Here is a 13,254-nt window from a genome sequence, read left to right as displayed (position 1 = left end):
ATAATAGAGAGTGATCATATTTTTTATAAGGAGCTTGATTATGTCGTTATTCACACATGATGCAACGTATTATAGTAATCAAATTAAAAGGAGAGAAGTCACTGCAACCGAACTCGTTGAACGTGCGTTTAAAAATATTAAATCACTTGACGACAAGTTAAACAGTGTCATTCACATACAAGAAGCTGAAGCTTTCGAGAAAGCAAAATCTTATGATGAACACATTGTTTCATTATCAGATAAAGAACGTGCTACTCTCCCACACTTTTATGGTGTCCCAATTCTAATAAAAGACCTTGGTCAAAGTGAAGAAGGACAACCTGCAATAAATGGTTCGAAATTATTTAAAGATAATATCGCTAAAAGTACAGACAACTTTGTTCAAGCAATTATTGATGCTGGGTATATTATTGTTGGACGTACGAACGTTCCAGAATTTGGATTTAAAGGATTAACAGACCCAGAACTATTTGGTCACACGTATTCTCCAATTGGCCACGGACTTTCATCTGGTGGATCATCTGGTGGATCATCTGGTGGATCAGGTGCAGCAGTAAAAGCCGGATTTGTACCTATCGCGACAGCTGGTGACGGCGGTGGTTCAATTAGAATTCCAGCAAGCTTCAATGGTTTAATTGGATTAAAACCAACGCGTGGACGCATTGTTACAGGTCCAGATGGATATAGAAGCTGGCAAGGTGCTTCAGTAGACTTTGTATTATCTAAGTCTGTTGCTGATACATTTGAAACATTAAAACTCACGAGCAATCAAGTATTAGAATCTCCATATCTCGCACCAGATCAGTTACCTGAAACAATTACTGCAACTGATAAAAAGCTTAGAATCGCGTACTCTCATAAATCACCAGTTGGTAGTGAAATTGAACAGGATGCGATTGATGCTCTAAATAAAACTGTTGAAATCTTAAAGTCATTAGGTCATGAAGTTGTAGAAGACGCGCCTGTGGTCGACGGTAAACGCGCAATGGAGACATACTTCCAAATGAACATGGTAGAAACAGCAGCGATGTTTAAAGGCATTGAATTGTCTATTGGAAGAGATATCACTAAAGATGACGTTGAGCTCGTCTCATACGGTATGTATAAAGCAGGCGATCGCGTTAAAGGATGGCAATACGTTCATGCGTTAAATTCTTGGGATCAGTTAAGTGCACAGTATCACCAATTCCTAGATAAAAACAACTATGACTTTTTCTTAACTCCTACAATTAATGGTACATCCGTGCCAGTTGATGCATTCGATATCAATGATGATATTCGTGACCGTTTAGAACGTATCGATGAGTTAGAAGACGAAGAAGCATTCGGTATCTTTGGTGAACTATTTACTGATAGTCTGGCTAAGATTCCATATACACAACACGCGAACTTAACGGGACAACCTGCACTATCACTTCCACTTTACGAGACAAAAGATAAACTCCCGGTCGGCAGTATGTTTGTCGCACGTAAAGGTGGAGAAGCTGCACTTTTAGAGCTTGCACTTCAAATCGAAAATGCAGGATTTATTAAATCAGATATTATAGACCTAAACGAAAATCCAATTTAAGACATGAAAAAACGACGTCATTCATTGTGACGTCGTTTTTACTTTTCATTTCATTTATTTGTAGTTTACAACTGTGTATTTTCTCTTACCTCGGCGGAATACTGTAAATTCTCCATCTAACTTATCGCTATCTGAAATCACATAGTTCACATCTTGTTCACGTTCACCATTGATGTAGATGGCACCATTTGTGATGTCTTCTCTTGCTTGTCTTCTTGAAGGAGAAATGCCCGCTTCAACAATCACATTCACAAGGTTTAAGTCATCATTAGAAACCGTTGCTGATGGTGCTTCTTTCATTGCATCTCTCAGCTGTTCGGTAGTTAGTGACTTAATATCTCCACTGAATAATGCTTTCGAAATGTTTTTCGCTTCTTCTAATGCCTCTTCTGAGTGAATGAGTTTCGTCATTTCATCTGCTAAAGCATTTTGTGCTTTACGTAAATGCGGTTCAGTTTTTACAGACTCTTCTAATGCTTCAATTTCTTCTTTAGAAAGGAATGTGAAAATCTTTAAGAACTTGATAACATCTTCGTCATTTTGGTTGATCCAGAATTGGTAGAACTCGTAAGGGGACGTTTTCTCAGGATCTAGCCATACATTTCCACCTTCAGATTTACCAAATTTAGAACCATCTGCTTTAGTTACTAGTGGAATTGTAAGACCTTCAGCATCCGTGATACCATGCGTTCTACGCATTAAGTCGATACCTGACACAATATTACCCCACTGATCTGATCCACCTACTTGAATTTTAACGTTGTTATGTTGATTTAAGTGCGCAAAGTCGATTGCTTGAATGATTGTGTATGTGAATTCTGTGAATGAAATTCCTGTCTCAAGACGGGACTGGATCGCATCTTTCGCTAACAGATAGTTTACTCCAACGTGTTTACCATAGTCTCTTAAGAAACCAATTAATGAAATATCTTTCAGCCATTCATAGTTGTTCACTAAAATAGCATCCGTTTCTTCACCTTTATCAAATTCAAAGATTTTGTGTAGTTGTTTCTCAATACCAGCAACGTTTAAGTCTAATTGTTCTTTAGAGATTAAGTCACGTTCGCTCGCTTTAAATGATGGGTCACCAATCATCCCTGTTCCCCCACCAACTAAAACAACTGGACGGTGTCCATACTCTTGGAATCGTTTAAGTACTAAGAATGGTACTAAATGACCAATGTGTAAGCTATCTGCTGTTGGGTCTGTACCACAGTATAATGAAACCACTTCTTCATCTACTAATTTCTCAATATTTTCTTCACTTGTTGTCTGGTATAAAAGACCACGCCATTTCAAATCTTTAATTAATTCACTCATATTCATGTCTCCTTCTGTTTTTATCTATTAAAATTAAATATAAAAAAACACCCATACTAGACGTATGGGTGCATAACACGGTACCACCAAACTGTTTTACTCATTAAAAACGATACAAAAAATGCAAGTGTATTCATAAACGGCTATGTATGTACTCGCACCACCCGTACACTCTCTTAAACATTAGTTCGTCACTACTTCTCTTGCTGTTTCGCATTATTAAATTCTTACTTATCATATAAACTTTTACCATGTTTGTCAAACGTCTAATTTTTAGGGTAGTAGATGACTATATGAAATGCATCTAATTATGATATAATTCAAAGAACTGGGGAGGTTGAAATGAAAAAGAAAACAAACATTGTTCACAGCGTTAAAAAGCTGTTTACACATGATGAAAATAAGAAAAACAAAATCCACGGAAATACATTTAAAGAGCGTTTCAAAACGATTGGACGACGCTTTAAAGAAACTGACCATCCCTTCAGATTTATATTTAACACGACTTACGATACGATTTGGAATGTCATATTATTTACAATTCTTTCATTAACATTAGTAGGCATTCTCATTTTTAGTATAGGGCTTGGTTATTTTGCAGCGCTCGTTAACGATGACGTGAACTATACAAGTGATGAAATAAAGACTCAACTGACTCAAATTACTGAAAGTACGAACGTAACATTTGCTTCAGGAGAAAACTTGGGTACTTTAAAATCAGATTTGATTCGTGAATCTATTGCTTACGAAGACATGTCAGAAAACGTAATGAACGCACTTATTGCAACAGAAGATGAAAACTTCTATGAACATAATGGTGTAGTTCCAAAAGCATTTATTCGTGCTTCACTACAAGAACTTGCTGCGAGTGAATCTGGTACAGGAGGTTCAACACTCACTCAACAGTTAGTTAAAAACCAATTATTAACAAATGATCCAACATTCTCTCGTAAAGCATCCGAACTATTGCTCGCATTTAAAGTTGAAAAATTACTTTCAAAAGACCAAATTTTAGAAAGTTATTTAAACGCAGTGTCATTCGGTCGTAATGCGAATGGACAAAATATTGCTGGTATTCAAAGTGCTGCGAAAGGAATCTTTGGTAAAGATGCAAAAGATTTAAATATTGCAGAATCTGCGTTTATTGCAGGACTACCACAAAACCCTTATGCATATACACCATTTACACAAAACGGAGCGCTTAAATCTGAAGAAGAGTTGCAGCTCGGTAAAAACAGACAATTATATGTATTAGATCGCATGCTTTTAGAAGGTGTCATTAATAAGGAAGAATACGATGATGCTGTTGCATATGATATTTTTGGCAACTTAACTAAAGATGTTTCAGTGCCAAACCAAAAATATCCATTCTTAACAGACGAAATTGAGCGTCGTGCAATTCAAGAATTAAAATATATCTTGGCTGAAAAAGACGATGTGTCGAAGGAAGACCTAGACCTTACACCACTTCTCAATCAAAAATATACGCAACAAGCAAACGATGCGTTAAGAAATAACGGATATAAAATTGAAACGACAATCAATAAAGAAATTTACGATACAATGCAAGAGGTTAAAAATAATAACTTCTCTTATTATGGCGACAGAAGTATATATGATTCCATTGACTCAACTGGAGAAGAAGAAGACCAGACGTTCCAACATGAGGTTGGTGCTGTTCTTAAGGACAATGAAACCGGCGCAATACTTGGTTTTATCGGTGGACGTGATTACGAGAATTCCGAAATCAACCACGCAACACAAACATCAAGAATGGCTGGTTCGACTATGAAACCACTCGCTGTATATGGTCCTGGTATTGACCGTGGGTTAATCGTTCCGGATACAGTAGTGCTCGATAAGAAGTTTTCAATTTATAACCCTGTTTCAGGAACAAGTTATTCACCTGAAAACTATGACCAAAAAGAATTTGGTTTAATTTCTGTGAAACATGCGTTAACGAACTCTTATAACTTAAGTACATTACGACTCTGGTCAGATGTACGTCTAGAAAACCCAAAAGAATACCTAGATAATATGGAAATTCCATTATCTAATTCATTATTCGATGAAAATGATATTGGTATCCCTTCTCTACCACTTGGTGTAAACAACTTAACGGTTGAAGAAAACGTCAACGCGTTCTCATCATTTGCAAAAGATGGAACAATGTCAGATAGTTATATGATTACTAAGATTACAGATCCTAAAGGAAATGTCGTCTATGAGCATGAGAACGAGAAGAAAAAAGTTTGGAAAGACTCTACTGCATATCTGATGACTGATATTTTAAGAGAAACATTTAGAACAGGTTCTGCTTACCACATCAAAGATTATTACCAAGCAATAGAAAGCTCATACCCTTGGGCAACGAAAACAGGTACGTCAGAACAATTCATCGATAGTTGGATGGTTGCGTACAACCCGAAAGTCACGCTAGGAATGTGGATGGGATATGATCGAAATATTCCACAAGTGTATAGCACAGATGACGATGATCACATCACAATTTACAACTGGAGAAACTTAGCCGATGCACTCCAAAACACGAACCCTGAACTGATGGGTTACGGTACAGATTACAAAAAACCAGCATCAGTTAAGACTGAAAAATTCTGTGGTATGCTCATGAGTAAAGAAGACGACTGTAAAAATACTGAAGATAAAGTCATTGAAGGATTAGTTACTGATGATACAAAATTTAGTAAAAAGAGCGGACTAAGTGACCAATCTGTACTAGACAGAAATGGTGCTAACTTTGATGATAAGTTGAAAGCATCAGACTTAAGAGGCACTGTGACTAGGAACTATGATGAAAAATATCGCATAGGTAACTCAGTACGAATCAATCGCCCGACACCAAAGACAAAATCAAGTAATAGTAAAGACTAATAAATTGAACCGAACTCAAAAGAGTTCGGTTTTTTGTGTTTTAAAAATCAATATAAATTATCTGTATGTTTATACTTACTAAATATTACATTTAAATGATGACAACGTGATGCTCTATATGCCATCCGTTGACGTGGAGTCTTTGTATTCATCTATTAAAATCATTTCCATCTATCCTAATAATAAAGATAAAAACATGCCAGCCACTCAAGCCGTTTCTGTGATTACTGAACTAGAATCAGGACAGAATGTGGCAACGTTAGAAGCGTCGTACCTTACGATACTTCGTACGGGAGCGATGACAGGACTTGCGACAGACATTCAGTCACGTAAAGATGCTAAAGTTTTGGGAGTTATCGGTACAGGCGGAATGGCATTTGAACAAGCGCTAGGTGTTCTAGAAGTCCGTGATATTGAGCGCATTGTGCTTTTCAATAGAACAGAAGAAAAAGCACATGCGTTTAAAGAGAGATTAGAAACATTTGGAGTAACTGCTGAGATTGAAGTTGCGAATGATGTGAACGCGCTAACTAAAGTCTCAGATATTATCAACACAGCAACAAACAGTACAAAAGCAGTGTTTGATCATGAATATGTGAAATCAGGCGCACATATCAACGGACTTGGCACGTATATGCCTCATATGAGAGAGATTAACGAAGAGTCAATCAAGGTAGCGCGTCACGTCATTTTTGATGATATGGACGCTGTCATTGTTGAAGCAGGAGAATTCATCCATGCGGTAGAGACAGGAGACTTCTCATGGGAAAAACCTGTGGCGCTAAAGGATATGATCGATAAAGAGATAGACCGCAGTGACACAGATATTACAATATTTAAATCAGTTGGAACCGCATATTATGATATGTCAGTAGCAATTGGTGCGTATCAGAAGTTGAAATAAATAGAAAAACCTCCTAATTTGGTTGTAATACCAGATTAAGAGGTTTTATTTAATTTCGTTAATACATAAGTTTGAACTACTCTCATCTTTAACTATAACTATTTACATACACTATATTCCTAATTTCATTCTAAATGTTTTCAATATATGGCCATCAAAGTTGTCACCATATTCGTCTACTACTTCAAACCCTTTTTTCTTATAAAAACTTAGCCCACTATTATTCTCTTTTTCAACATCAAGATATATCGCTTTTAATTTTGTAAGTTCAGAAGTACATACTTGAAGCAATTGTGTTCCTATACCATGACCTTGGTATTCTGGATTTATGTAAATCGCACTTAGTTCACTTTCGTTATTTTCATTTAGTGATGAAAAATTAATAAATCCGATGACTTCTCCTTCAACTTCTGCTACAAACATGTTTGAATTTTTTAATCGGTATTCCATCATATCATCACTATACGCATGCTTTAAAAAGTTATCTTGTATTTCGCGAGGAATAATTCCTTCATATGTAGCATGCCAACTTTTCTTAGCAACATTCTGAACCTCTTTAATATCTTCTATACTCATTTTTCGGATTAAATACTTCATATCAAATGCCCCTATTTCTTATCCTACTATCGACGCAAATATCACATGTAAGAAAATGTCTGCCGAGAAATGTGCGATCATCGCATATTCTAGACCTTTCTTCCAGTACAAGTACCCGAACCATAGTCCTAGGAGTCCATTTAAGACGAGCGCTCTCACAACTAGAATTGTAGTCAGCTCACCAAATACTTGAGCTGTTGCTGGTAGATGTCCTAGTCCAAATAACAATGCAGTCAATACAATAGCGGTAAAGTAAACACTTTTTGGTATGCTGTTTTTATCTTTTTTAAATATCACGGCAATGATCCAAACGATAAGTGTCATCACAAATAATCGAAGCATTAATTCTTCTGTGATTCCACCATATAAACTCGCAAGTACTCCTTGCCACCAAATAGTTTCTGTAACCTGTCCGCTTGGCATCTCAATGTTTGGAGTATATACAAACACATCAAGTAATATGACTGCTAGTGAGCCGATAACAGATCCTACAACCCCAATTAACATCCATTTACCTGAGATTTTCGGAACTTCCTTTCCATACACAAACCCATCGGAAATTGGTGCGCCTAACCCTACTCTATCTTGTAATCGCACTCCAATGAGCACCATTACAAAAAGTTGAATCACTTGAGCGATTGTGTTTACTGTCATTACAAAAGATAAAGAAATACCCTCTGGAATGAGTTCACTTGTCTGTAGTGTCGTCATTGAATATGGAATTAGCGCAATGATTCCGATAGTGCCTAGTATTGTAAGTATTAAAACTAACTTGAACTTCCATTTATTCAAACGATCATCTCCTGATCTTCTTTTTATTAGTATAGCTTAATTTTAATATTTCTATAATTATCATTCGTGTATTTACTAAAATAACTTTATAATAAAATAAAAAGAAATCTCACCGGAGGATACAGCTATGAGAGAAATATTGTATTTACTTCTGTTTTACATCTGTTTTGTAGGTTTCTATGCAACACTTAATATTAAGTTTGAATTAATAACATGGGATACATTTACTCATCAAATGATAATCTTCGGTTTTGGTGGTACGCTTAGTTATTTACTCCAAGTTTTTAGAAAGAGAAATCAACAAAAAAAAGACTAGCCATAGCTAGTCTCTAATTTTTATGAATTTTTATATTTTTGAAGAAAATAGAGTCCGAAGCCTCCAATAGAGAGTGATATTACTAGTCCAAAAAAAACATTTAACCAAGATGAACCTGGTAGTAATGGAATTATAATTCCGTCCATAAGTATATATAAAGCGACTACCAAAATGATATATATATTTTCTTTTTTTTCATCCATTTTAATCACCTAACTATTTCTACGAGAAACTCTATATAATCTTTTCTTCTTATCATTTAAAAGTTCACCTTTTGAGTAGTAAATCAATTTAACTTGAACCTACTTCTTACCTTTGTCTTTCTTCCTAAGTACGTATCTCGTCCATTCTTCGTATATAACCATCATCAGTATGAATGCGCCTGCTAAGAATGTGAACACAATGATGCGTTCTTTGTTTACCATATATACAAAGATAAACCCAAGGACAAATAATAGTGCCGCATAGGAATACAATAACTTTCTACTTCTAATTCTCATAATTACCTCTGAAATTTTGAAAAAAGCATACTTCCAAAGAAGTATGCTTTTAAGATTTTAGAATAAACCAGTTGACGTACCGTCTTCTTTAACGTCCATCGCATTCGCTGATGGTACTTTTGGAAGTCCTGGCATTGTCATAATATCACCAGTAAGTGCAACTACGAATCCTGCACCAGTCTTCGCAATGAGTTCACGTACTGTAACTGTAAATCCAGTTGGTCTACCTAATTTTTTAGGATCATCTGATAATGAGTATTGCGTTTTCGCCATACATACTGGGAAGTGACCCCAACCATTGTCTTCAATCTCTTTAAGTTGTCTCTTTGCTTTATCTGTGAAGATTACGCCATCTCCACCGTATACTTCAGTAACGATTTTTTCAATCTTATCAGCGATTGGTAGTTCGTCCTCATACAGGTGCTTGAAGTTGTTTTCTGTTTCAAGTGCTTCAAGTACTTGTTTAGCAAGGTCAATACCACCCTTACCACCTTTTTCCCAAACTTGTGTAAGTGCAACTTTTACGTCGCGCTCTTTACACCAGTCTAATACGAAGTTTCTTTCCGCATCAGTGTCTGTTACAAAGTCGTTTAATGCAACAATTGGTTCTACACCGAATTTACGAGCGTTTTCGATGTGTTTTTCTAAGTTAACGATACCTGTTTTTAATGCGTCAACGTTTTCAGCACCAAGATCTGTTTTCGCTACTCCACCATTCATTTTTAAAGCACGGATTGTTGCGACTAAAACGATTGCGTTTGGTTTGAATCCACCAAAGCGTGCTTTGATGTCCATAAACTTCTCTCCACCTAAGTCAGAACCGAATCCACATTCAGTTACAACGATGTCTGAGAGTTTACGTGCTGTGTTTGTTGCAATGATTGAGTTACAACCATGTGCAATGTTTGCGAAAGGTCCACCATGAATAAGTGCTGGAGTTCCTTCCATAGTTTGTACTAAGTTTGGTTTAATTGCTTCTTTAAGAAGTAAAGTAAGCGCGCCTTCTACGCCAAGCTCACCAACCGTTACAGGTTTTTTGTCGAATGTGTAACCAAATACAATTTTCGCAAGTCTAGCTTTTAGGTCCATTAAGTCTGTTGCAAGACAAAGAACTGCCATGATTTCACTTGCTACTGTGATGTCAAACCCATCTTGACGCGGTACACCTTGAGTTGGTCCACCAAGTCCAACCACTACATTTCTTAGTTCACGGTCGTTGATGTCAACAACGCGTTTCCAAGTAATACGTCTTTGGTCAATGCCTAGTTCGTTTCCTTGATGAATGTGGTTGTCGATAAGAGCAGAAAGTGTGTTGTTTGCTGCAGTAATCGCGTGTAAGTCACCGTTGAAGTGTAAGTTGATTTCCTCCATTGGTAATACTTGCGCGTATCCACCACCAGTTGCTCCACCCTTGATACCCATGACAGGTCCTAGTGAAGGTTCACGTAATGCTACCATAACTTTCTGATCTAACTGGTTAAACGCATCAGCAAGTCCAACTGTAACTGTTGATTTACCTTCTCCTGCTGGAGTTGGGTTCATAGCAGTTACAAGAACAAGCTTAGAGTCATCCGCATTACCTTTAAGGTTTTTGATGTCTACTTTTGCTTTATATTTACCATATAGCTCAAGTGCCTCATCCGGAATGCCTGCTTTCTCTGCGATTTCACCAATTGGACGGATTGTTGCTTTTGAAGCAATCTCCTGGTCAGTTAAATGTGCCATTCTTTCATCTCCTAAAGTCTATGTTAGATAAAGCTATCTTCAATACTTATTATTACATAGTTGTATATTTTAGACCATAGAAAACGGTTTTATATTCAAAACATTTAATTATATTGGTCAATTTGTACAAAAAAAGATAAAGACACGCATGTCTTTATCTTTAAAAATAATATTAATCGTCATCCATTGAAGATAAGTCTCCGGCATCGAGATTTAATTCCCAAGCCTTAAGTACACGTCTCATGATTTTACCACTACGTGTTTTTGGAAGTTTATCTTTAAATTCAATTTCTCTTGGTGCAGCGTGTGCTGCAAGTCCAAGTTTAACAAAGTCTCTGATTTCTATTTTTAGTTCATCACTTGGCTCATAACCTTCACGTAGCGCGATGAAGGCTTTAACGATTTCACCACGGATTGGATCTGGCTTACCGATTACCCCAGCTTCTTGAACCGCTTCATGCTCTAACAGTTTAGATTCGATCTCGAACGGACCAACTCTTTCACCCGCAGTCATGATTACGTCATCTACACGACCTTGGAAGAAGAAGTATCCATCTTCGTCCACATAAGCTGAGTCACCAGATACATACCAGTCACCGATAAAGTAAGATTTATATTTCTCAGGGTTGCCCCAGATTTCTCTCATCATTGCTGGCCATGGTGCTTTCATAGCTAAGTTACCCATGCGCATTGGTGGTAATTCGTTACCGTTATCGTCAACAATTGCTGCTTCAATACCTGGTAGTGGTTTACCCATCGCTCCAGCTTTAATATCCATTGCTGGGAAGTTCACGATCATGTGTGCACCTGTTTCAGTCATCCACCAAGTGTCATGAATTCTTAGATCAAACACTTTGTCTGCCCATTTGATTACTTCAGGGTTTAATGGTTCCCCTACTGAAAGCATGTGCCTTAAGTTAGACAGGTCATATTTCTTAACTTCTTCGTCTCCAGCTCCCATAAGCATTCTGAATGCTGTTGGTGCTGAATACCAAATAGACACTTTAAGATCTTCTAATGCACCGTACCAAGCGTCAGGTGAGAATCTTCCACCGACAACTACGTTTGTTGCACGGTTTAACCATGGTCCAAAGATTCCGTAAGATGTACCTGTCACCCAACCTGGGTCAGCTGTACACCAGTATACGTCGTCTTCTTTAATATCTAAAACATATTTCGCTGAAATAAATTGTTGGACCATGACATTATGAACGTGTAATACACCTTTAGGTGCACCTGTTGAACCACTTGTATAGTGTAAAATTAATCCATCTTCACGATCTACCCACTCGATTTCTAACTCATCACTTGCGTCTTCGAATGCTTCAGAGAAGTCAACAATTTTGTCGCCCTCTTCATGTTCACCAACAACAAATACGTGCTCTAAAGTATCGATATCCGCAACAGGAATTCTTGGTAGTAAATCAGGTGTTGTTACAACTGCTTGTGCCTCTGAGTCCTTTAATCGGTCTGTGACTGCTTTTTCCATGAAAGCCTCAAATAATGGACCCACAATTGCTCCTAGTTTCACAGCGCCAAGTAGCGCAAAGTATAATTCAGGTGAACGTGGCATAAAGATAAACACACGGTCTCCTTTTTTAATATCATGCGCTTTAAAAACGTTCGCTGCTTTATTTGTGAGTGCTTTCATTTCTTTGAACGTAAATGAACGCGTTCCGTTGTCATCACGATAGTGTAATGCAACTTTGTCTCCATGACCTTCATCTACATGTCGGTCGATTGCTTCGTACGCAATGTTTACTTTTCCTGTTTCAGACCAAGAGAAGTTTCTCTCAATATCGTCCCATGAAAAGTTCTTAACCGTTGCTTCGTAATCTTTCATATTCGGATTTTGATCAACCGATTTGTAAATTTCGTGTTCCATCCAATCACTCCTATGTATACTTTGGTTATTCTCAAGAACTATTATATAATGAACTTGAATATATTATCAAAATAATTAATTTAATTACGGAGGTGATTTTTTGATTCACCCTAAAAAATACTTCAAGGAATCCTATAATATCAATGGTCTTGAGTATGTTATAGAAGGTCCAATTTCTCCAGAAAAACTTAAGACTTACACCTTTGATTCTGAATTAACAGCATTTCGTAGACCAAAAGATCAGTTCGAAGCTTTGATAGAAATTGCCGAACTTGAAGAAGGTAGAATCATCGTTGCACAAATTGAAAATCATATCGTGGGTTATGTCACGTTCCACTTCCCAGATGAATTTGAACGCTGGAGCGAAGGCAACCATCCCTTTATTTTAGAACTTGGTGCTGTTGAAGTTGCTAAAAAACACCGTGGTGCAAAGTTAGCATCAAAACTTTTAATACTCTCTGTTAAAGATGAACAAATGGAAAACTACATTATTCTCACCACTGAATATTACTGGCACTGGGATCTTAAAAACACGAAATTGGATGTCTATGAATATAAAGATATTATGGTGCGGCTTATGGCGAAAGCTGGGTTTGAAGTATATCAAACAAATGACCCCGAGATTACGAGTCATCCTGCAAATACGTTAATGGCACGTATTGGAAAAAATATTGATAATGATAAAATGATTATTTTTGATGAAATCCGTTTTAAAAATCGATTCTTTTTTTAGTTTAATTTGAAGGAGTTATA

Annotated in this window: 11 protein-coding genes; 4 read left to right on the top strand and 7 right to left on the bottom strand. The window is 36.9% G+C overall.

What is annotated here, in order from left to right; translation table 11 throughout:
- Positions 1 to 40: 40 nt before the first annotated feature.
- Positions 41 to 1,570 (top strand): amidase family protein, encoded by a 1,530-nt coding sequence (locus IEU51_RS00660; RefSeq protein ID WP_186088241.1) that lies wholly within the window; start codon positions 41 to 43, stop codon positions 1,568 to 1,570.
- A 54-nt stretch (positions 1,571 to 1,624) separates the two neighbouring features.
- Here IEU51_RS00660 and tyrS read toward each other — a convergent pair whose 3' ends face one another.
- The gene (gene tyrS, locus IEU51_RS00655; protein WP_186088243.1) at positions 1,625 to 2,890 is read right to left on the bottom strand and encodes a tyrosine--tRNA ligase; all 1,266 of its coding nucleotides are present in this window, start codon (positions 2,888 to 2,890) and stop codon (positions 1,625 to 1,627) included.
- 342 nt (positions 2,891 to 3,232) lie between these two features.
- On the opposite strand from tyrS, the gene IEU51_RS00650 reads away from it, so the two are divergent.
- Together IEU51_RS00650 and IEU51_RS00645 are read left to right on the top strand one after the other, a co-directional pair.
- Positions 3,233 to 5,782 (top strand): transglycosylase domain-containing protein, encoded by a 2,550-nt coding sequence (locus tag IEU51_RS00650; RefSeq protein WP_186088245.1) that lies wholly within the window; start codon positions 3,233 to 3,235, stop codon positions 5,780 to 5,782.
- Between the two features lie 106 nt (positions 5,783 to 5,888).
- Positions 5,889 to 6,686, top strand: a complete 798-nt coding sequence (locus IEU51_RS00645; protein ID WP_308808161.1) for an ornithine cyclodeaminase family protein — start codon at positions 5,889 to 5,891, stop codon at positions 6,684 to 6,686.
- A 111-nt stretch (positions 6,687 to 6,797) separates the two neighbouring features.
- Here IEU51_RS00645 and IEU51_RS00640 read toward each other — a convergent pair whose 3' ends face one another.
- The 6 genes from IEU51_RS00640 to acsA form a co-directional block, all read right to left on the bottom strand.
- Positions 6,798 to 7,283, bottom strand: coding sequence for a GNAT family N-acetyltransferase (locus IEU51_RS00640; RefSeq protein ID WP_186088249.1), 486 nt, complete (start codon positions 7,281 to 7,283; stop codon positions 6,798 to 6,800).
- 18 nt (positions 7,284 to 7,301) lie between these two features.
- On the bottom strand, positions 7,302 to 8,075 hold the full coding sequence (locus IEU51_RS00635) for a CPBP family intramembrane glutamic endopeptidase (protein ID WP_186088251.1): 774 nt from the start codon (positions 8,073 to 8,075) through the stop codon (positions 7,302 to 7,304).
- Between the two features lie 336 nt (positions 8,076 to 8,411).
- Positions 8,412 to 8,594 (bottom strand): hypothetical protein, encoded by a 183-nt coding sequence (locus IEU51_RS00630; protein WP_186088253.1) that lies wholly within the window; start codon positions 8,592 to 8,594, stop codon positions 8,412 to 8,414.
- A 99-nt stretch (positions 8,595 to 8,693) separates the two neighbouring features.
- Positions 8,694 to 8,891, bottom strand: a complete 198-nt coding sequence (locus tag IEU51_RS00625; RefSeq protein ID WP_186088255.1) for a hypothetical protein — start codon at positions 8,889 to 8,891, stop codon at positions 8,694 to 8,696.
- Between the two features lie 57 nt (positions 8,892 to 8,948).
- The gene (locus IEU51_RS00620) at positions 8,949 to 10,616 is read right to left on the bottom strand and encodes a formate--tetrahydrofolate ligase (protein ID WP_186088257.1); all 1,668 of its coding nucleotides are present in this window, start codon (positions 10,614 to 10,616) and stop codon (positions 8,949 to 8,951) included.
- 172 nt (positions 10,617 to 10,788) lie between these two features.
- Positions 10,789 to 12,501 carry an acetate--CoA ligase gene (acsA, locus tag IEU51_RS00615; protein ID WP_186088259.1) on the bottom strand — a complete coding sequence of 571 codons (1,713 nt, stop codon included), beginning with the start codon at positions 12,499 to 12,501 and terminating at the stop codon, positions 10,789 to 10,791.
- 100 nt (positions 12,502 to 12,601) lie between these two features.
- Between acsA and IEU51_RS00610 the strand changes: the two genes are divergently transcribed.
- Entirely contained in the window at positions 12,602 to 13,234 is a 633-nt protein-coding gene (locus tag IEU51_RS00610) for a GNAT family N-acetyltransferase (protein ID WP_186088261.1), read from the top strand.
- The last annotated feature ends 20 nt before the right edge of the window (positions 13,235 to 13,254 follow it).

It is taken from the genome of Phocicoccus schoeneichii, from assembly GCF_014635565.1.
GTDB lineage: Bacteria > Bacillota > Bacilli > Staphylococcales > Salinicoccaceae > Phocicoccus > Phocicoccus schoeneichii.
This window is presented reverse-complemented; position numbering and strand designations above follow the sequence as displayed.